General features: G+C 63.2%; 15 protein-coding genes and 2 pseudogenes. 6 read left to right on the top strand and 11 right to left on the bottom strand.

The window, feature by feature from the left end:
- Positions 1 to 125: 125 nt before the first annotated feature.
- From FMZ75_RS18910 to FMZ75_RS18900, 3 genes and pseudogenes are all read right to left on the bottom strand, one after another.
- Positions 126 to 548, bottom strand: a pseudogene (locus FMZ75_RS18910) (ATP-binding protein); the annotation flags it as partial.
- Between the two features lie 153 nt (positions 549 to 701).
- Positions 702 to 974: a conjugal transfer protein TraD gene (locus tag FMZ75_RS18905; protein WP_166145303.1), complete on the bottom strand. Its 273-nt coding sequence runs from the start codon at positions 972 to 974 to the stop codon at positions 702 to 704.
- Position 975: 1 nt separating this feature from the next.
- Positions 976 to 1,302, bottom strand: a complete 327-nt coding sequence (locus FMZ75_RS18900; protein WP_207783530.1) for a conjugal transfer protein TraD — start codon at positions 1,300 to 1,302, stop codon at positions 976 to 978.
- Positions 1,303 to 1,474: 172 nt separating this feature from the next.
- Between FMZ75_RS18900 and traA the strand changes: the two genes are divergently transcribed.
- Together traA and FMZ75_RS18890 are read left to right on the top strand one after the other, a co-directional pair.
- The gene (gene traA, locus FMZ75_RS18895) at positions 1,475 to 4,393 is read left to right on the top strand and encodes a Ti-type conjugative transfer relaxase TraA (RefSeq protein WP_166145297.1); all 2,919 of its coding nucleotides are present in this window, start codon (positions 1,475 to 1,477) and stop codon (positions 4,391 to 4,393) included.
- 128 nt (positions 4,394 to 4,521) lie between these two features.
- A complete protein-coding gene (locus tag FMZ75_RS18890) occupies positions 4,522 to 4,737 on the top strand; it encodes an AlpA family transcriptional regulator (RefSeq protein WP_142862123.1) in 216 nt (71 codons plus the stop codon).
- A gap of 43 nt (positions 4,738 to 4,780) precedes the next feature.
- Here the strand turns inward: FMZ75_RS18890 and FMZ75_RS18885 are convergent, their stop codons facing one another.
- Positions 4,781 to 5,968, bottom strand: coding sequence for an integrase arm-type DNA-binding domain-containing protein (locus FMZ75_RS18885; protein ID WP_166145294.1), 1,188 nt, complete (start codon positions 5,966 to 5,968; stop codon positions 4,781 to 4,783).
- Between the two features lie 556 nt (positions 5,969 to 6,524).
- On the opposite strand from FMZ75_RS18885, the pseudogene FMZ75_RS21765 reads away from it, so the two are divergent.
- Positions 6,525 to 6,644 (top strand): annotated as a pseudogene (locus tag FMZ75_RS21765) (IS5/IS1182 family transposase); the annotation flags it as partial.
- A gap of 335 nt (positions 6,645 to 6,979) precedes the next feature.
- On the opposite strand, the gene FMZ75_RS18880 reads toward FMZ75_RS21765, so the two are convergent.
- From FMZ75_RS18880 to FMZ75_RS18860, 5 genes are all read right to left on the bottom strand, one after another.
- Positions 6,980 to 8,164 carry a thiolase family protein gene (locus FMZ75_RS18880; RefSeq protein WP_166145291.1) on the bottom strand — a complete coding sequence of 395 codons (1,185 nt, stop codon included), beginning with the start codon at positions 8,162 to 8,164 and terminating at the stop codon, positions 6,980 to 6,982.
- A 125-nt stretch (positions 8,165 to 8,289) separates the two neighbouring features.
- A complete protein-coding gene (locus FMZ75_RS18875; RefSeq protein ID WP_166145288.1) occupies positions 8,290 to 9,030 on the bottom strand; it encodes an SDR family oxidoreductase in 741 nt (246 codons plus the stop codon).
- Positions 9,031 to 9,109: 79 nt separating this feature from the next.
- Positions 9,110 to 12,253 carry an efflux RND transporter permease subunit gene (locus tag FMZ75_RS18870; protein WP_166145285.1) on the bottom strand — a complete coding sequence of 1,048 codons (3,144 nt, stop codon included), beginning with the start codon at positions 12,251 to 12,253 and terminating at the stop codon, positions 9,110 to 9,112.
- Entirely contained in the window at positions 12,250 to 13,362 is a 1,113-nt protein-coding gene (locus FMZ75_RS18865) for an efflux RND transporter periplasmic adaptor subunit (protein ID WP_166145281.1), read from the bottom strand. Before FMZ75_RS18865 ends, FMZ75_RS18870 begins: the two co-directional genes overlap by 4 nt.
- Positions 13,363 to 13,446: 84 nt before the next feature.
- Positions 13,447 to 14,082: a TetR/AcrR family transcriptional regulator gene (locus tag FMZ75_RS18860; RefSeq protein ID WP_166145278.1), complete on the bottom strand. Its 636-nt coding sequence runs from the start codon at positions 14,080 to 14,082 to the stop codon at positions 13,447 to 13,449.
- Positions 14,083 to 14,410: 328 nt separating this feature from the next.
- Between FMZ75_RS18860 and FMZ75_RS18855 the strand changes: the two genes are divergently transcribed.
- The gene (locus FMZ75_RS18855) at positions 14,411 to 15,880 is read left to right on the top strand and encodes an efflux transporter outer membrane subunit (protein ID WP_166145275.1); all 1,470 of its coding nucleotides are present in this window, start codon (positions 14,411 to 14,413) and stop codon (positions 15,878 to 15,880) included.
- A gap of 253 nt (positions 15,881 to 16,133) precedes the next feature.
- Here the strand turns inward: FMZ75_RS18855 and FMZ75_RS18850 are convergent, their stop codons facing one another.
- Positions 16,134 to 17,561 (bottom strand): coniferyl aldehyde dehydrogenase, encoded by a 1,428-nt coding sequence (locus FMZ75_RS18850; protein ID WP_166145272.1) that lies wholly within the window; start codon positions 17,559 to 17,561, stop codon positions 16,134 to 16,136.
- Positions 17,562 to 17,662: 101 nt separating this feature from the next.
- On the opposite strand from FMZ75_RS18850, the gene FMZ75_RS18845 reads away from it, so the two are divergent.
- A complete protein-coding gene (locus FMZ75_RS18845) occupies positions 17,663 to 18,274 on the top strand; it encodes a TetR/AcrR family transcriptional regulator (RefSeq protein ID WP_166145269.1) in 612 nt (203 codons plus the stop codon).
- Between the two features lie 9 nt (positions 18,275 to 18,283).
- Here the strand turns inward: FMZ75_RS18845 and FMZ75_RS18840 are convergent, their stop codons facing one another.
- On the bottom strand, positions 18,284 to 18,526 hold the full coding sequence (locus FMZ75_RS18840) for a plasmid stabilization protein (RefSeq protein ID WP_166145307.1): 243 nt from the start codon (positions 18,524 to 18,526) through the stop codon (positions 18,284 to 18,286).
- A 612-nt stretch (positions 18,527 to 19,138) separates the two neighbouring features.
- Between FMZ75_RS18840 and FMZ75_RS21410 the strand changes: the two genes are divergently transcribed.
- Positions 19,139 to 19,334: hypothetical protein (locus FMZ75_RS21410; protein ID WP_207783526.1), on the top strand; the 196-nt coding region annotated here is incomplete at its 3' end.

Raw genomic sequence — 19,334 nt, 5'->3', positions numbered from 1 at the left:
CTCGCACGAAAACGCATTCGCCCCGAGTTCGTCATCACATGGTCGTTATGGCGACGAGCGCACCAAGCCGAAGCAAGGCGAGCCCATCTGAAAAAGCAACTGTAATGCTAGCGAAGCCGCGAAGGTAGATGATATTTGTCGAGCTTGTCGATCGCGCTTCGAGGGCGAGATCGCGCCGCGCGACTTGCAGTTTCTGGACGAGGTCCGTCGTTCTGGCGAAGAGACGCACCAGCCGTTTTCGATGAGCGCGCCGCCAGGTGCGACTTTCCGACCCTGGACGAACCAAGAAACCGCAGATTTGCTCCCTTCTCAAGCCAGGTGTCGCCGATGGCGAGCGGCTGGACTTGCGCTTTCAAGATCATCGGCACCGTGTCGAAGTCGAAGAAGTCGAGCGCCTTTCCGGACAACAGGCGCGCCTCGGCGAGATGTCGGGCGAAGCAGCGCTGACCTCTATCGGCGAGTTCCTGTTCGGCGAGCGCGGCGACGAAGCGCGTGGTCGGCCAGCCTTCCTTGTCGGCGGTGGCGGCTAGTGCGCTCCAGACGAGCTTGCGGCGTCATGCGCGATGGCGAGCAGGCCGACCATGGCTTTGCATGCCGCCTTCTCTCCGGTCTCGGCGAGCAGGGCTTCGAAAGCGTGCGCATAGGTAAAGCGATGGCGTGCCGCGCTGCGACATTGATGTCTCCGCGCAGCCCGCCATCGGTCACGCCTCGTCGTGCGGCGTTTCCTCGGAGGTGGTCTCTTTCTTCCGTTCCTTCCGTTCAATTTCGAACGCCTGCTTCCCCTTCGCGATCCACAGCGCTCGTGCATGTTCGCCGTCCTCGCTCTGGAGCTTATTGGCCATCCAGATGAGCGCGCCGTAAATGGCGACACGGTCATCGCCGGTCAGCTCCACGATGCCGGCCTTGACGACGAGGCCGCCGAGTTCGATCAGATGTCGCGTGCGCTTGCGGCGCTCGACCTGCCAGGCGCGCATGTCATGCCGCGCCTGTGCCGTCTGATGACGGTTGCGCGCCACTCTGTTGCGCCGAAGCGCCGCCAGTGTCGCGGCCAGGCGCCGATGCAGTTCGTCGCGACCGGCCCCGAAAGTACGCGGCTCCGCGTTTCGCCCATGCCTCCCTCTTTCCGGCATCCTTGGTTTCGGCCAGCACGATCAGCGCGCCCGCCAATTCGTCGGCGCTGAGCGCGTCGGCCCCAGTCGAAATGACCAGCTCGCCGAGCTGTTGAACCTTGCGGTTTCTGAGGTCTCGCGCCTTGTGTTCGAGCGACTTCAATTCTGCGTCGAAGTCCCGTGGTTTGCGCATCATGTCCTCCACGAACTGTTGATGGAGCGATGATAGTCGAGCGCCTGCCAAAATGCTGTAAGGTTGCCGGGACAGTTGGGGACGGCGTGGTCCCTCCCGAGAATTTTTCGAGGGAGGGCGCGCTTATACGTCGTTCCGACGTGCGCTTCGCTGTGATGATGTTCGGATCGCGATGGCGATCTATCATCTTCACGTCAAGGTCGTCGGCCGCAAGGCCGGCTCCAGCGCAGTGGCGTCCGCCGCGTACCGCTCGGCCTCGCGGCTGCGCGACGACCGACGTGGACGCAGTCATGATTTCTCGGCCAAGCGCGGCGTCGTCCATTCCGAGGTGCTGCTGCCGGAGAATGCGCCGGAGCCGTGGAAGGACCGCGAACAACTTTGGAACGATGTCGAGGCGCTCGAAATCAGGAAGGATGCGCAGCTCGCCCGCGAAGTCGAATTCGCCCTTCCTCGTGAGATGACGGAGCGCCAGGGCATCGAACTCGCCCGCGACTTCGTGCGGTCCGAATTCGTAGACCGGGGCATGATCGCCGACCTCAATGTGCATTGGGATATGGCCGAGGACGGAATGCCGAAGCCCCACGCGCATGTCATGCTGACCATGCGCTCGGTGGACGAGAATGGCTTCGGTCCGAAGGTGCGGGAGTGGAACCGCACCGAGATGCTCGAACGCTGGCGGGAGCGTTGGGCAGAGCTTGCCAACGAGCGACTTGCCGAACTCGACGTCGACGCGCGCATCGACCATCGCAGCCTGGAAGCGCAGGGCATCGTGCTGGAGCCCCAAAGCCAGATCGGCGCGCCCGCACATCGCATCGCAGGCGAAGGCCTCGAGGTTGCCGACCGCGTGGAAATGCATCGCGAGATCGCACACGGCAATGGCGAGCGCATCATCGCCGATCCCGCCCTGGCGCTCGACGCCATCACGCATCAGCAATCGACCTTCACACGGCGCGACATGGCGATGTTCGCCCATCGGCACAGCGACGGGAGCGACCAGTTCAATGCGGTGATGGGCGCGATGCGGGAGGCGCCCGATCTCGTCCAATTGGGCAGGGATGGACGGGGCGAGGGTCGTTTCACCACACGCCAGATGATCGAGACCGAGCAGCGCCTGCACCGCGCCGCCGACCTCATGGCTGCGAAGGAACGCCACGAGGTCGGTGAAAGGGACCGTGAAGCGGCGCTGGCGCGCGCGGAAGCGCGCGGTCTCACCCTTTCGGGAGAGCAGGCCGACGCGCTGGCGCACGTCACCGACGGGCGCGATCTCGGCGTCGTCGTTGGTTATGCCGGAACGGGGAAGAGCGCGATGTTGGGTGTGGCGCGCGAAGCTTGGGAAGCGGCGGGCTATGAGGTTCGAGGCGTGGCGCTGTCCGGCATCGCCGCCGAGAATCTCGAAAGCGGTTCGGGCATCTGGTCGCGCACCATCGCCAGCCTGGAACACGGTTGGGGACAGGGCCGCGATGTGCTCACCGCGCGCGATGTTCTGGTGATCGACGAGGCGGGCATGGTCGGCACGCGCCAGTTGGAGCGCGTGCTGTCCCATGCCGCCGAGGCCGGCGCCAAGGTGGTGCTGGTCGGCGATCCGCAACAATTGCAATCCATCGAAGCTGGCGCGGCGTTCCGGTCTATCCACCAACGTCACGGTGGGGCGGAGATCGGCGAGGTGCGCCGCCAGCGGGAGGACTGGCAGCGCGACGCAACGCGCGATCTGGCGACCGGCCGAACCGGCGATGCGCTCCACGCCTATAACAAGCATGGCATGGTCCATGCGGCTGCGACACGGGAACAGGCGCGCGACGATCTGATCGACCGCTGGGATCGCGACCGGCAGGCGTCGCCGGGCCGCAGCCGCATCATCCTCACCCACACCAATGCCGAAGTGCGCGCTTTGAACGAGGCCGCGCGCGGCAGGATGCGGGACGCCGGAAATCTCGGCGACGAGGTGCGCCTGGTGGTCGAACGCGGTGAGCGAAGCTTCGCTCGCGGAGATCGCGTCATGTTCCTTCAGAACGAACGCGGCCTCGGCGTCAAGAACGGCACGCTCGGCGCCATCGAAGAGGTCAGCACGCAGAGCATGAGCGTGCGCACCGACGACGGTCGTTCCGTTCGTTTTGACCTGAAGGATTACGACCGCATCGACCACGGCTATGCCGCAACCATCCACAAGGCGCAGGGCATGACCGTGGACCGCACCCATGTCCTGGCCACGCCGGGTGTGGACGCCCACGGCGCCTATGTCGCGCTGTCGCGCCACCGCGACCGCATGGAGCTGCATTATGGCCATGACGACTTCGCCAGCCAAGACCGGCTTGCCCGCACCCTGTCGCGCGACCGGGCGAAGGATATGGCGTCTGATTACGAGCGGCTCGAGCCGGCGCGCGACTATGCCGAACGGCGCGGGATCACTTTCCGCGCCCGCGTGGCCGAGATCGTGCGCAAGGTCGTGCCCGAGAAGGTGCGCGGCATGTTCGATGGCCTGCGCCTGCCCGCCGCCGGCGGACAGGGGCCGGAAAGGAAAGTGGCGGAAGACCCGGAAGCGGCGCTGCGCCGCGCCCGCACCAAGGCGCTCATCCGCCATGCACGCGCCGTGGATGCGATCTTCGAGATGCAGGAGAGAGGCGGCAAGGCCAACCCGGAGCAGGTGAAGGAATTGCAGGAGGCCCGCAAGATCTTCGAGGAGGTGCGGCCCTATGGCTCGCACGATGCCGAAGCCGCCTACAAGAAGAACCCGGAACTCGCCTCGGAAGCGGCCACGGGGCGCACCGCCCGCGCCATCCGCGCCCTACAACTCGAAACCGAACTGCGCACCGATCCGCAGCGCCGCGCCGATCGCTTCGTGGAACGCTGGCGGGAGCTCGGCCAGACCAGCCAGCGCCAGTATCAGGCGGCGGACATGTCCGGCTACAAGGCCACGCGATCGGCGATGGGCGACATGGCGATGAGCCTCGAACGCGATCCGCAGCTCGAGTCGATCCTCGCCGGCCGCAAGCGAGACCTCGGAATCGGGGTCGAATCGGGCCGCCGACTCGGATTGGAACTCGCCTTCAGCCACGGCATCGACCTTGGCAGAGGCCGGAACATCGGGTTTTGACCCCGCCTATTTTCCGCCGCCGGCGCGCCCCGCTGCGACGGCGCGCAAAACCCTCTTGCACAGCGATGAATCCTTGTCCTGTCTGGCTCGGGAGCAGTCAAACAAAGCCAGCAGAAGGCAAGGCAGCCGTGCGCCAACCAGACCGTATCATCCGCCTGAGAACCGTCCTCGCTCGGACAGGCCTCTCGCGGTCCACTATTTACCGAAAGATCGCCGAGGGCACCTTCCCGGCACAGATCAAAATCAGCGCCAACGGCGCGGGCTGGCATGAATCCGAAATCGACCGCTGGGTCGCCAACCCCCTTGCGTGGCGGCCGGTGGCGGAGGTCGATGACGGTCGGTGACGCGACCGCGCCCCTGGATTCAGTGCAAGAGCGAAGTCTTTCGTCAGGGGCTTCGTTTCAATTTATCAATGCAGTCTGACCATGCCTGCATCAGCTCGATCCGCTCTTGCCAATAACTCGCCCGGTTGTAGGCGCGCCGGATTTCGTTCTGATCCTGATGCCCGAGCGCGGCCTCAATCACGTCGGGTCGGAAGCCCCGTTCGTTCAATATCGAGCTTGCAGCGGCCCGAAAGCCGTGCGCGGTCATCTCATCCTGTGTAAAGCCCATGCGCCGCAGCGCGGCGTTCATGGCGTTCTCCGACGGGGGGCGGGCATTGGAGCGAATAGAAGGGAACACGAGCGTGCTCCGGGCGACCTCTTTCACCTCGCGCAGCACATCGAGCGCCTGTCGGGAGAGGGGCACGTCATGCGGCCGACGAACCTTGGTGCGGGCTCCGTCGATGCGCCAGATTGCCTCCTCCGCGTCGATTTCCGCCCATGTGGCGCCGCGGACCTCGCCGGGGCGGGCAAACGTCAGCGCGGTGAACTGAAGAGCGCACCGGAGCGTTGGCCAGCCGTCATAGGCGTCTATGGCCACCAGAAGCGCGCCGAGATGCTTCTCGTCGGTGATTGCGGCCCGATGCTGCACCTTCGGCGCCATCAGGGCGCCGCGCAGCAGGAGAGTCGGATCGTCCTCGGCCCGCAGCGTGGAGACAGCGAGCCGGAAGACGGTGCCGATCACGCTTCGCAGCCGCCGCGCCGTCTCCCGGCGCCCACTGCGTTCGATCCGTTGCAGCAACGCAAGGATTTCCGCCGGGGTGATATCCGCGATTGGTCGGGCGCCGAGGTCTGGGCCGGCGAGATCGACAAGCAGCCATCGGTTCTTCGTGATGGTGGACGCGGCGGCGCCTTCATCCTCGATCCGTTGCAGATATTCCTCGGCAACGCCCCCGAAGGTGTTCGTCGCCGAGATCACAGCCGTCAGCTTCGCAGCCTTCTTGTTGGCCCCAGGATCGACTCCCGAGGCCAACAGCTTCTTGGCTTCGTCGCGCAGCCGCCGCGCCTCGACGAGGGGAACGGAGGGATAGGCGCCGTGGGAGAGCTTCTTCTGCTTACCGCTGAACCTGTATGCCTGGTTCCAGAGCCGCGCGCCGCTTGGCTTCACAAGGAGGTAGAGCCCGCCGCCATCGGAGAGCTTGTATTCCGACTCCCGGCCCTTGGCGGCGCGGCACGCTGTATCTGTCAGGGGCATTGACGCCTCCCGGCTGTTGGCCTCGGGCCAGCAGATACCAGGGCGAGGCCAACATCAAGGCCAACAAATTCATGAGATCGGGTGATATCCGAAGATGCCGATTGAGACGGCGGAAGGCGTCAAAATCTAAAAAACAACAATCATATCAATGCAATATGACGCCGGTTGAGACGTCCTGAGATGCCGGGAGATTAGGGGGATGGTGCCCAGGGGCGGAATCGAACCACCGACACTGCGATTTTCAGTCGCGAATTACAAGCCTATTTTGTGGTGTCAAAACAGCTACTTGTTAGAAGTAGAAAAAATCGTAGCAAGGCGCCAGCAAGGGGGATGCCTGCCGAGCTTCTGGATCGGCCGATGTGCGGTTGTCGGTAAGAGCCAGCGGCGAGGGTTTGCCGAAAATGGCGTCAGTGGCTGATCGAGTCGAAGACGCCGGCGAGGCCGTCGTGAAAGGGATGGAGTGCATCGGCTTTCGTCTGTGCCCATGCGATCCATTCATTGACAGGGCGGTCTCCGATCCCGACGTCGCCTTCGGATTCGTGGCGCTCTCCTCTGTATTGGCCGCACGAAGGGCGGGCTGAACTCCAAGCTCCCTGTCGTCTGCGATGGCGCGGGCAAGCCGCTCGTCATGATGCTGACCGAAGGGCGGATGAGCGATCGCAAAGGCGGGCTGATGTTCGCGGCGCTATTTCTTCTGTGTGGACGGGCAATAACTCGACGCGGGCGTTCAAGTCGCCACATTGTCACCAGTTTCGGCCCCGGAGCCATCCAGGCTTGCCAAGGCTGGGGTCATTCGACGCTGCGGGATGACGCAGGCGAGCGGCGCGGGAGCGCGTCTCGATGCGCCTCTGAAGTCGCAGTCCAAGCCAGTGCGCGTGCGCGGCCGAAACGCCGGCGGCGCCGAGATGTCGAGCATCAACGACGCATCACGCATGGGCAGACCACCAGCGTTCTCCCTTGGGAGGGAGAACGCGAAGGCGCCAACCACCCCTTCAGTCACCGTCGACACCGTCATTGCGCTTCTAGGGCAAGGGCGATGCCTTGCCCGCCGCCAATGCAGAGCGTGACGACACCACGCCTGAGTCCGTCCCGCCGCATCGAATAGAGAAGGCGCGTAACGAGGATTGCGCCGGTCGCCCCGATTGGATGGCCGTGCGCGATCGCGCCTCCCTCCACGTTCACGAGGTCCAGAGGTATCGCAAGTTCGGCGGCCACAGCGAGAGGCACGGCGGCGAATGCTTCGTTGATCTCGAAACGCTCCACGTCACCCAGCTTCCAACCCGCACGGTCCAGCGCCTTTCGGACGGCGGGCACAGGACCGATGCCGAATAGGCCTGGCTCGACCGCAGCCACAGCCGAGGCCACGAGCCGGCCCATGGGCGCTATCCTGTTCGCCTCGGCGAATCCGCGTTCGGCGACGACCATGGCCGCGGCGCCGCTGTTCAGACCCGGCGCATTGCCGGCCGTGATGGTCCCACCGTCTCTGAACGCTGGCCGAAGCTTTGCGAGTGTCTCGATCGTGGTGTCTGGACGTGGGGCTTCGTCGACAGCGCACCGCACGCTTCCCTTCCGACCGGGCGCCTCGATCGGCACGATCTCGTCCGTAAAGAGACCGGCTTCGCGCGCGTGGGAGAACGCCTGCTGAGAGCGGACGGCGAACGCGTCCTGCTGTTCGCGCGTCAGTCCCGCGCGGGCGACGAGGTCTTCGGTGTGCCAGCCAGAATGTTTGCCGGAGAATGCATCCTCGAGGCCGTCGGTCACGGCGCTGTCGAAGATCTCGGCGGCCCCCATCCGGTAGCCCCAACGGCCGTTGCCGAGAAGGTACGGCGCGCGGTCCATGCTCTCCAGTCCGCCCGCGATCGCAACGTCGATCTCACCTGCGACGATTTCCGTGGCGGCCGTAGCGATGGCTTGGGCGCCAGACCCACAGACACGGTTTACGGTCATTGCGGGAACGCTCACCGGCAGCCCGCCGCCGATCGCGGCCTGCCGAGCCGGGTTCATGCGGTTGCCGGCCTGGATGACATTGCCCATCACGACGCCGTCGACTCGGGTCGGGTCGAGACCCGACCGACGCAGCGTCTCCGCGACGACCGTCGAGCCGAGTGTTGTCGCCGAGACTTCCTTGAGTGCACCCCCGAAGGCTCCGATTGCCGTCCGGACCGGGCTACAGATGACGATCTCACGCGTTTTCATAGTGTGTCTCCGTGTTGACGGACCTGATTCCCTGCAACTTCACGGATCCGGCCCGTGGCCCAGACGATCGGCAGTGTTCGCGGCCTATCGATCGTTACGCTGACGCAGGCATTCCCGGCGGCGCTTCACGAAAACAGCGCCCGCAATAGAAAGATCGCTCGGAAGATCGCCGGTGAAACCAAACGTCGCTTCCGTCTCTCGATCGCCTTGATGATCGCATCGGCGGCCTGGTCCGTCGTCAACGGCGGAATGGCCTTGGAAGCATGTTCTCTGCTTCCGGGGTTATGCTCCCAATAGCTGCTCTCCACGACTCCGAGCACGACGAGGCTGACGAAAACGCCTTTCGCTTCGACTTCCGTGCGCAGGGCATCCGAAAAGCCCTTCAATGCTTGGCGGGCGGCAATGTAAGCGGCTGCATTCGGCCACACCATATAAGACGCCGGAGAGGTCACATTGACGATATGGCCGCTACGCGCCGCCAGCAGTCCAGGAAGGAAGAATCTCGTTACGTCGAACGCGGCGAGATAAGGGAGCTCGATCATCTGTCGAGCTTCCTGTGGAGTCGTTTCAACAGTCGGGAGCCAGCGGCCGGAGCCGGCGTTATTGATGATGATATCGGGCGTTCCGACTTTTTCGAGCACTTGCGCGCCCATGCGAGATATTTCATCGGAGCTCGAGAGATCACACTCGACGGCGACCGCGCTGCCTCCCGCCGTTTCGATCTCTTGCGCCAGTTGCGCCAATTTGTCGCCTGAACGCGCGACCAGGATGACGCGCGCTCCTTTACCGGCAAGAGCGCGCGCGGTGGCGGCGCCGATTCCACTTGATGCGCCAGTCACAAGCGCAAGCTTTCCAGCGATTTCCATTGTCATGCCTCCTTGTCGATCGGTTGGCTGAGCGGGTTCCTTCCATCGAGCGGCTCATTACGCTGACGCCGCTTTGGTGCTACGGTTTCGAACCGACCTCCAAACTCACGTCACGAGATGTATGGCGGCTGGACGAGAGGCCGAGGCCGTCATGTTCAGTCATTGGACTTGCGCCTGCAGGCGTCACTTTGAACCAGATCGCGTAGAGCGCCGGGAGGAAGAGCAGGATCAGGACAGTGCCGACAGCCGTCCCTCCGATCAGCGTGTAGGCCATGGAGCCCCAGAACACCGAATGGGTCAGCGGAATGAAAGCGAGGACGGCGGCAAGCGCCGTCAAGATCACAGGGCGCGCGCGTTGGACAGTCGCCTCGATAACCGCGTGATAGGTGTCCAAGCCCTCGGCCTCATTGGTCTGAATCTGACCGATCAGAATTAAGGTGTTGCGCATCAGAATGCCGGAGAGGCCGATCAGTCCCAGGATTGCATTGAAGCCGAAGGGCTGCCCGAACAGCAGCAGGATCGGAACCGTGCCGAGCAATCCCAGAGGGGCTGTCAAAAACACCATTCCCATCGCCGGCAGGGATCGAACTTGAAGGACGATGACGAACAGCGTGAAGAGAATCATGATCGGGAAGATCGGAGCCAAAGCCGAATTGGCCTTGTTCGATTCCTCGGCGTTGCCGCCCATTTCGATCCGATATTGATCGGGAAGGCGCGCGATGATCGGCGCCAGCGCCGTCTGGATTTCCGCCGAGACCTGCGGCGGCTGCAGCGCCTCGTCGATGTCACATTGAACCGTGATCGTCGGCGTCCGATCACGCCGCCTCAGAACGGGCTCTTCCGGACGAATCTCGACGTGGCCGATCTGGCTAAGCGGAATCGAATTCCCGCTCTTGCCGGTCAGGGTGAGGTCGCCAAGCTTGACCGGATCGAGACGTTCCGGTCCGGCGCTGCGTCCCGCCACGTCGACTATACGAATATCCTCGCGCACCTGAGTGGCGGTGACGCCGGTGAGCAGAAACTGCAGCTGCTCCGCCACATCGATCGAGGTGAGGCCGATCAGCTGGAGACGATCCTGATCCAGGACAAAGTGAACTGTCGGAGCCCGCTCGCCCCAGTCCTGATTGACTTGGCGCGTATTCGGATTGGCTCGCATCACCGCTAGCACCTCATCGGCGATGGCGCGCACCTCGGTCGTGTCCGGCCCCATGACGCGAAACGAGACTGGAAAATGCGTGTAGGGGCCGAACACCAGTTGCGCCACGCGAATGCGGGCCTCGGGCGCCAGCCCTTCGGCGACACGCTCTCGAAAACGAACTTTGAGGCGGTCGCGGGCCTCCGCATCCGGCGTCAAGACGACGAGCTTCGCGAAGGACGGGTCGGGGAGCTCGGGACTATAGGAGAAAAAGAAACGCGGAGCCCCCTGACCGATATAGGTCGTGACCATTTTCGTTTCGGGCTGCTGCTTCAGCCAATTCTCCAGCTTAGCGGCCGCGGCGCTGGTCGTCTCGATGCTCGAGCCTTCCGGCATCTGGACTTCGGCCAGAACTTCCGGTCGATCCGAGGTCGGGAAGAATTGTTGCTTGACGACGCCCATTCCTGCGCCCGCGAGGACGAATAGTCCGAGCACGATCCCCGCGATTTTGAATTTCTGGTCGACCGCCGACGTTATGAAGCGTCGAAGCTTTTGATAGTTCGGCGTCGCGTAGATCGCATGGTGTCCGCCTTCGATCGGCTTGATGTCGGGAAGCAGCTTCACCCCCAAATAAGGGGTGAAGACCACCGCGACGATCCAAGACGTGATCAGCGCGAAACCGACGATCCAGAAAATATTGCCGGCATATTCCCCCGCCGTAGAGCGAGCGAAGCCGACAGGCGTGAACCCGATGATTGTCACGAGCGTGCCCGACAGCATCGGCGCGGCGGTATTGCTCCAGGCATAAGCCGCCGCTTTGATGCGGTCGAAGCCTTCTTCCAGTTTCACCACCATGATCTCGATGGCGATGATCGCGTCGTCGACGAGGAGTCCGAGCGATATGATCAAGGCGCCGAGCGTGACGCGATCGAACACGCGATCCGTGACCAGCATGATGACGAGAACTGCCGCGAGAGTGAGCGGAACCGCGGCTGCGACCACGATGCCGACGCGCCAACCGAGACTGACCAGGCTCACGACGAGCACCACGCCGAGGGCGACGAAGAATTTGAGCATGAACTCGTCGACAGACTCCGCGATATTGACGGCCTGATCGCTGACCTTCGTGAAGGAGAGCCCGACCGGCAATTCTTGCGCGATCTTGGCTTCCTCCGCATCCAGCGCTTTCCCGAGCTCGAGGCCGTTCACTCCTTCCTTCATGACGAGGCTGAGCGCCATTGCCGGCTCGCCATTGTGACGGATCAGATAGGTCGCCGGATCTTCGTAGCCGCGTGTGACCTCCGCGATGTCGGACAGCTTCAACACACGGCCGCCGCTGACCAGAGGCGTGTCGGCGATTTTTTGCAGGCTGTCGAAAGCTCCGTCGATGCGAATGAAGACCTGCGGCCCGTTGGCGTCGATCGATCCAGCGGGGGTAACGGCGTTCTGACGCCGGAGCGCATCGACGATTTCGCGCGGGGCGATCCCGAGCGTCGAGAGCCGCTCATACGAGAAGTTGACGAAAATTCGCTCCGGGCGCTCGCCGAGAATATCGACCTTTTTGACGCCGGCCACATGCAACAGCCGTTGGCGCAACGCTTCCGCCTCACGCGTGAGCTCGCGCGGCTGCATGCCGCGGGCTTTCACGGCATACACCGCGAAACTCACATCGGAATATTCGTCGTTCACGAATGGACCGAGCGCGCCGGCAGGCAGCTTATGCGCCTCGTCTCCCAGCTTCTTTCGCGCTTGATAGAACTCCTCCTGAACGACCGACGGCGGAGTCTTGTCCTGCAGCGTCAGGGTCAGGAAGGCCAAGCCCGGACGCGTGAAGGTCTCGACGCGATCATACCAACGCAGTTCCTGCAGCCGCTTCTCGAGGGGCTCCGCGACGAGATTCTGCATCTCCTCGGCGGTCGCCCCCGGCCAGGCGGCGGTTACGATCAGCGACTTGATCGTGAAGGCCGGATCTTCCGCTCGGCCGAGCCGGCTGAAGGCGAAGACGCCCGCCAGGGTGACTGCGATCAGAAGAAAGAGCGTGATCGCTCGTTCGCGGACCGCCAGGGCGGAGAGATTGAAGCCGCTCATTTCGCCGCCTTCTCGTTCCGAGCCTGTTCTGCTTCCGCGCGCTCGCCATTGGTGCGAACGCGCTCGCCTTCGTGCAGAAGATGGGCGCCGAGGGCCACCACATGCTCGCCGGCGACGACTCCCTTCCGGAGAATTGCCGTATCCGCGCCGAGTCGGCCGATCTCGACCGAACGGAACGAAATCGTGTCGCCATTCACAATCCAAACGCCGGGCCCATCGCCCTTGTCGAACATCGCTCCGAGCGGAACCGAGGTCGCGGAAGCTGCATCGCTCGTGGGCAAGTAAACTGTGACCGTCGCGCCGAGCGGCGCTTGCTGCGCCGCGCCTTCCAGCACGTAGCGGGCTTCGAAGGTCCGGGTCTGCGGATCAGCGGCGTCCGAAAGCTGCCTGAGACGCGCGACCGAGCCGATCTGGCTCCCGTATACAGTGGCCCGCGCCGTCGATCCGATCGATGGACGTATTGTCTCAGGCAGATTGACGGCCGCTTCGCGCGGCCCCGAATGCGCGAGCTTCACGACGATTTGGCCTGCGGAAACGACTTGGCCGGGCTCGGCGAGCGTCTCGACCACGGCGCCGTCGGCGTCCGCCAGAAGAGCGGAATATTCGAGCTCGTCTTTCGCGACTTGCAACTGTGCTTCGGCCGCGTCCAATTGCGCCCGCGTCGCGTCCGCTGCGGCTTTTGCCTGATCATACGCCGATTTGGACACTGCGCCCGAACCGACGAGCTTACGAAAGCGCGCTTCATCGGCCGCCGCCTGAGTGTAGTGGGCCTTCGCAGCGGTGACATCGCCGGCTCGAACGGTGATCGCATGCTGATAATCGATAGAATCGATACGCATGACGGGCTGGCGAGCTCGCACCTTCTGGCCCGTGTCGATCAGACGCTCGATGACCTTGCCTCCGACTCGGAAGCCGAGATTGCTCTGCACGCGCGCGGCGACAACGCCTGTGAAGGCCCGCTCTGGCGCGCCGGCCCGCTCTACGGTCGCGACTCGGACGAGCTGCTGCTTAGTTCTCGGGTCTTGTTCAGACTTGCCGCAGGCTGCGAGGCTCAACGCGGCGGCGAAAACAGCGGCCGCAGCAACAGTCGATTTTTCCAATCCGGGCATGTTCGGGGTCCCAAGCCAAGCTCGAAACCCAAATTAGAAACAAGTGACGATATTGTCAATTCGTCACTCATCACAAACCGCGAGCTAAGGGGCAAGGCTCCGCAACACCAGATTCGCCATAGCGGCCGCGCGCTCCTCGATGTCATCGAAGTGCCGCTCCAGAAGGCGCGGATTCCAGCATAGCTCCATCGTCTGGAGGATGGCGCGACATGTTTCCTCGATGGGCGTCTTGCGCTCGAACTCGCCCTTCTCGCGTCCTTCCGCGACGAGCTCGCGAATGAGCCCCAGCATTGCGTCCTCGTAGTCCGAGATCGGCCGCCACGCTTCCGAGCACGCCGTGATCACGATTTCGTGGAGCTTTCGCTCATTGAAGAAAAGCGCCGCGCTTTCGCGCGTGAGGCACTGGTACATAGCGCGAAGCCTTTCTGCGGCGGACTTCTTCTGACCGACGATTTTCTTCAAAGCGGCGATGATCCCGCCCAGAGACTCGGCGCAAGCGGCTTCGCCGATCGCCTGCTTCGAGTCGAAAAATTTGTAGATATATGCGGTCGACAAGCCGATCGCTCTGGCGAGGTCCGCCACCGTCGTCTTGTTGTAGCCGTAACGGCGGAAATGCTCGCTCGCCGCGCTCACGATCTGGTCGCGCCGCTCATGTTCCGCCGGCCCGCGGCGCCCCGGAGGTGAATCGGAAGAACGGTTCTTGTGGCTCTTTTCAGTCATGGAGCCACCATATGCCAAAATCGTGCGCTCAAATCCAACGCGGCTCGCGCCGGGATGAGAGGCTGGCGATCAGCGTCCATTCGAGCCTCCTGTAAGGCGGGTCCTGCCGGCCTTCGACTGAGCGGCGAGATCGCGCACGGTGCTCGGCCGCACGACGGTCGACAGGACGTCCGTTCGCGAACTTCTCCAATCTTACGCGCCGAGTTACGAGTTGACAATATCGTCACTCGTAACCTATTTCTCAGCCGCTGAGCTGGAGCGAAGCGGGCGTTGGTCACGCGCGCGACAGCGCAGTGTCGCCCCTCGCCCGATAGAAGAGGCCCAGCCGATGAAATTCGCCTCCACTCCGAAGCCTCCGCTCGCGCGAGGCCACAAGGCGCTCGCTCTGGCGGCGACACTATTCGGGGCGAGCGTTTCGGGGTGCGCGGTCGGTCCCGATTATGTGGCCCCGGCGATATCGCTCGCGGATTTTCACAGCGTCGGCGCCCTCCCGGCGCGTCGGGACGACTCGCTGCCGCTGGATCGATGGTGGACAGGATTTGACGATCCGACGCTGACACGCATCATTCGGCGCGCCCTGGACCAAAATCTCGATCTGGCTGCGTCACTCGCACGCGTCGAGCAGGCCCGCGCCGCCGCGCGGGAAGCCGGCGCCAAGCTTTTGCCGACCACGGATGCGACCGCGCAGGCGGTGAAAATCCGCCAGTCGCTCGAAAGTCCGGTCGGCGCGATCGGAAGAAACCTGCCCGGCTATGATCCGAACCAGGCTTTATTCGACCTCGGAATCAGCTCGAGCTGGGAAATCGACGTCTTCGGCGGCCTGCGTCGCGGCGCCGAGGCGGCGAGCGCCGAGGCCGAAGCCGCCGAGGCGACTCGTCTCGGGACGCGAATTTCGGTGGCGGCCGACGCCGCCGACGCCTATTTTCAGATACGTGGAGATCAAGCACGAATCGCTGCGACGGAAGGGCAGATCGCAACCGACGCGCATCTGCTCGACCTCATTCGCCGACGTTCCGCCCTCGGCCTCGCATCGGCGCGGGAAACGGCGCAAGCCGAAGCGCTTCTCTATCAGGCGCGCAGCGCTCTTCCGCCGTTGCGCGTCGATCTGGAGGCGCAACTCAATCGCCTCGACGTCCTCATGGGCGCGCAACCCGGGACCTATGCGGCGGAGCTGAGAGCGCCTGCGAACATACCAGCGGTTTCTCGCATTTTCGGAGGCGACAAGCCGATCGACGTCTTACGCCGTCGGCCGGACGTCATCGCCGCCGAACGGCGACTCGCATCGTCCAATGCGCGGATCGGCGAAGCGATCTCCGGCTACTATCCGAAAATTTCGATTTCCGGCCTGCTCGGCTTCGAAAGCATGAATGTCTCGCATCTCTTCCGATCCGCCACATTCCAGCCCCAAGCGGTCGCGGGCTTGCGTTGGCGGTTGTTCGATTTCGGCAAGATCGACTCCGAGGTGGCGCAGGCCGAAGGCGCGCGCGCCGAGGCGCTCGCCAGATATCGGCAATCGATCTTGGGCGCGGCCGAAGACGTCGAGAACGCGTTCACCGCCTTCATGCAGGCCAAGGCGCAAACGAAAGAGCTGGAGGCGGAGATTGCGGCTGTGAAGCGAGCTGTCACTCTCGCGCAAAGCGCCTACCGCGCCGGCGGAATACCGCTCACCGACGCGCTCGACGCCAATCGGCAATTGTTGGTCGCCAGAAGCGCGCTCGCTCGCAGTCGCGCAGACACGGCGAGGGCCGCTGTCCGCGTGTTCAGGGCATTGGGCGGAACGCCCGACCCCGCGGCGTGAACGATCGACGGCGGAGTTGACGATAGGCGGGCGCCGCAGTCCTGCGCATTGAGTGATTGTCGACCAGAGCCTCAGTCGGCTCGGCATCTCATGCCGGCGAGCGCAACCATGGAAGGACACGTCACTGGCAAACCGATGCAATCGGCCGTCCCGCCAGTGTAGTCGCGTAGCGCTCATTTTCGGAGAATTGTCGGCGCGTTCATGGTCTTCGGCGTTCAGCCGCCTGAATTGCTTCGAGATACTCCAAAGCCCTCTATCGAAGCATCGTTTCGACGACCATGTCCGCCAGTCGCCCGAAAGGCGCGCGGAGCAGACCGCTGGCGTTCCACTTGCCTTGTTCGAAAATGCCCTTGGCGTGGCTGAGGGCGCGGAAGCCTTCAATTCCATGATAGGCGCCCATGCCGCTCGCGCCGACCCCGCCGAAGGGCAGATCGTCCTGCACATAATGCATGAGCGTGCCATTGATTGTGACGTTTCCGGACGTCGTGCGGCTCAGAACTTTGCGCTGGTCCTCGCTGTCGCTTCCGAAATAATAGAGCGCCAGCGGCCGTGGCCGCGCATTGACGAAGGCGACCGCCTGATCGATGTCGCGATAGGACAGCACCGGCAGGACGGGTCCAAAGATTTCCTCCTGCATGATTCGCATGTCGTCCCGTGCGTCGAGAACGATGGTCGGCGCCAAGGTGCGGGAGCGACGGTCCGCCTCTTCCGTCTTCTGTCCGACCTCTCGAATGCGGGCTCCCTTGGCGCGGGCATCGTCGATCAATCCAGTCAGACGGGCGTAATGGCGATCATTGACGATGGACGTGTAGTCGCCGCTCGCCGGTCCGTCCGGATAAAGAACCGCAACGGCCTCGTCGTAGGCGGCGACGAAAGCATCGACTTCGTCCTCATGCACCAGCGCATAGTCCGGCGCGATGCATGTTTGCCCCCCATTGGCGAGCTTGCCATGGGCGATCCCCGCCGCCGCATGATCGAGCGAATGTCCCTTCGCGACGATCACGGGCGACTTGCCTCCGAGCTCCAGCGTAACCGGCACGAGATTGTCGCTGGCTGCCTTCATTACCGCGCGTCCGACCGGCGAGCTGCCAGTGAAGATCAGATGATCGAATGGCAGCGCGGAGAAGGCGGCGCCGACGGATGCATCCCCGGTCACCACCGTGGCCACATCCTGCGGGAAAATTTTGGCCAGCAGGCTCACGAGCAGATCACTCGTTCCGGGCGTGAACTCCGATGGTTTGATCATCGCTCGGTTGCCTGCGGCAATCGCCGTCGCGAGCGGCATCAGGGCGAGCGATAAAGGATAATTCCAAGGCGCCATGACGCCAACTACGCCGAGCGGCTGATATTCGACACGGGCGTTGCCGAAGCGCATGGGCAGCGCGACCTGTCGGCGCATGGGCCGCATGAAGCGGCGCAAATTCCGGTGGAGATAATCGATTCCCATGATGAGCGGCATGATCTCCATGATCGCCGTCTCATGTCGGGAGCGATGGCCGAAATCGGCGTTGAGGGCCTCTTCGATCTCGCGCCGGCGTCCGACGATGGCGCTCCTGAGCTTCTTCAGATCGGCTCGCCGCTGATGGAGCGTAGGTGGGCCGTCCCTTAGAAAGGCGGCACGCTGAAGCTCGAGAGTTTGGCGGAGTCGATCGTCGGCGTCGATCGCGGGAATGGCTTCCATGACTCGTCTCCATGTTTACGCTGTCAACTTCAGAATGGTTGACATAGGAGCCGAAGTAGGCACTGTCAACATATGTTTTAGATGTCAACTTCGAGGGAAAGATGCCGGATGCAACAAAACGCCCCTACCACCATGGCGACTTGAGGCGGACGATCATCGAAACCGCTCTGGAGATGTTGCACGAGGGGAAGGGCTGGCACTTCACCCTGAGGGAAGTGGCGCGCCGCGCGGGCGTCAGTCACGCGGCTCCCTACAAGCATTTTCCTGACAAGGCTTCGCTATTGGCTGAAATGGCATTGCTCGGCTTCGACCGATTACGCGAAGCGCTGGCGGCCGCTGAGCTGCAGCCGGCAACCTCCTTGCGAGAAGAATTCTTCGCGATGGCCAAGGCCTATGTTCGTTTCGGCGTCTCCACCCCGGCGCTCTACCGGCTGATGTTCAGCACCGAGGGCGGCCGAGCAGTTGATTTGCATTTGCATGAGAGAGCGCTCGCCGCCTTCGGCGTGGTGATCGCGTTGCTGGAACGGGGCCAGTCGATGGGAGTTTTGCGCAAGCGTGACGTTCGCGGCCAAGCAACAGCTTGCTGGGCGCAGATGCACGGCGTCACATTATTGACAATCGACGGGCTGCTTCTGCCGGAGAAGGTAGGGCCAGCCCCCCTCGACAACGCCCTCCTCGCGCTGCTGGAGGGGCTGGAGGTGTCGAAGGGATGACGGCGTCACTCATGAGAAGGACGCTTGCTCGCGCATCGGGCCGCGCGTGGGAAGCTCCAACTCCACGCCGCCGATAGCGGCGAAGCGGGCGTGAATAGCTTGGCCGAGATTCTTCGGCGCGACGACGCCGCTGATCGCGCGACGCAGGATTTCCCGCGCTTCTTCTTCCATGGAGCGGCCATGTTCGGCCGCGCGCATGCGTAAGCGGCGCTTCAAATCGTCATCCAGATTGCGGATTGTGATGCTTGCCACGACAGCCTCCAGTATGGCGTCGTCAGCAACATGGGCAATGATTGCACTGCAATCAAGTTTGGCGTTGCCGGATGGATCGCGCGACGTGAATTTCGCTGGTCGCTTCACGCGGGCCTTTTCCGGCCTCGCCAGCAAGGGGAACGAAGCAGAAGCTCCGTCCGCCCAACGAACCTTGATAGGGAGCGTTGCGGCTGTGGCGGAACAGTCGAAATTGCACGGAAGTGTTCGGCACCGCCAGCATCAAAGACGTCTCGTCGGCGGCGATGATGTCGACTTCGAGCGCCTCTCCAGGGCGGTCTATGTCAGTGAGAGTTATTCGTCTTTCCACGACAATGCTCCCAGAACAAAATCCTTGAAATGTGATCGACGTCAACCGTGCTGCTAGTCGGGAAACGTCGGCTCCTAATGGCGCAAGCGCAATGCGCACGCCGTAGCCGGCGTACCGAGAACGCGATCGACTAATTGTCCGTTCGCCGCATTCTCACGTTTTCCAATGCCTCTCGTATCATTTCGTCGACCGCGAAGCGGACATTGCTCTCGAGCGCGTCGAGCCCGTCTCGGCCGATCAGATAGAGAGCGTCGTCGACATGCGATTCGAGGAAATAGCGGGAGATGGTCGGCTGGTCGAAACCCGCGCCTCTCGATCTCGCTCTGATGCTCGCCATCGCAGCGTCACGCAGCGCGCGAGCGAACTGCTGTAAGCGCCGTTTCCGTCCCATTGCCGCTGGAATGGAAGAGCAGCTTGCAATTCGTTGCGACAAGGCATTGCAAGCCTTTGGCGCAAAGCTTTGCCAGCGATTGGTTCAGC

Source organism: Methylosinus sp. RM1, from assembly GCF_011378635.1.
Classification (GTDB): Bacteria; Pseudomonadota; Alphaproteobacteria; order Rhizobiales; family Beijerinckiaceae; genus Methylosinus; species Methylosinus sporium.
Note: the sequence above shows the minus strand (reverse complement) of the source record. Positions and strands in the feature narration are given on the sequence as shown.

Bases quoted from the DNA above. Each gene is read 5' to 3' on its own strand.
- FMZ75_RS18905 (WP_166145303.1), bottom strand. From the start codon at position 974: ATGCGCGCCTGGCAGGTCGAGCGCCGCAAGCGCACGCGACATCTGATC.
- FMZ75_RS18900 (WP_207783530.1), bottom strand. From the start codon at position 1,302: ATGCGCAAACCACGGGACTTCGACGCAGAATTGAAGTCGCTCGAACAC.
- traA (WP_166145297.1), top strand. From the start codon at position 1,475: ATGGCGATCTATCATCTTCACGTCAAGGTCGTCGGCCGCAAGGCCGGC.
- FMZ75_RS18885 (WP_166145294.1), bottom strand. From the start codon at position 5,968: ATGCCCCTGACAGATACAGCGTGCCGCGCCGCCAAGGGCCGGGAGTCG.
- FMZ75_RS18880 (WP_166145291.1), bottom strand. From the start codon at position 8,164: ATGAAAACGCGTGAGATCGTCATCTGTAGCCCGGTCCGGACGGCAATC.
- FMZ75_RS18875 (WP_166145288.1), bottom strand. From the start codon at position 9,030: ATGGAAATCGCTGGAAAGCTTGCGCTTGTGACTGGCGCATCAAGTGGA.
- FMZ75_RS18870 (WP_166145285.1), bottom strand. From the start codon at position 12,253: ATGAGCGGCTTCAATCTCTCCGCCCTGGCGGTCCGCGAACGAGCGATC.
- FMZ75_RS18865 (WP_166145281.1), bottom strand. From the start codon at position 13,362: ATGCCCGGATTGGAAAAATCGACTGTTGCTGCGGCCGCTGTTTTCGCC.
- FMZ75_RS18860 (WP_166145278.1), bottom strand. From the start codon at position 14,082: ATGACTGAAAAGAGCCACAAGAACCGTTCTTCCGATTCACCTCCGGGG.
- FMZ75_RS18855 (WP_166145275.1), top strand. From the start codon at position 14,411: ATGAAATTCGCCTCCACTCCGAAGCCTCCGCTCGCGCGAGGCCACAAG.
- FMZ75_RS18850 (WP_166145272.1), bottom strand. From the start codon at position 17,561: ATGGAAGCCATTCCCGCGATCGACGCCGACGATCGACTCCGCCAAACT.
- FMZ75_RS18845 (WP_166145269.1), top strand. From the start codon at position 17,663: ATGCCGGATGCAACAAAACGCCCCTACCACCATGGCGACTTGAGGCGG.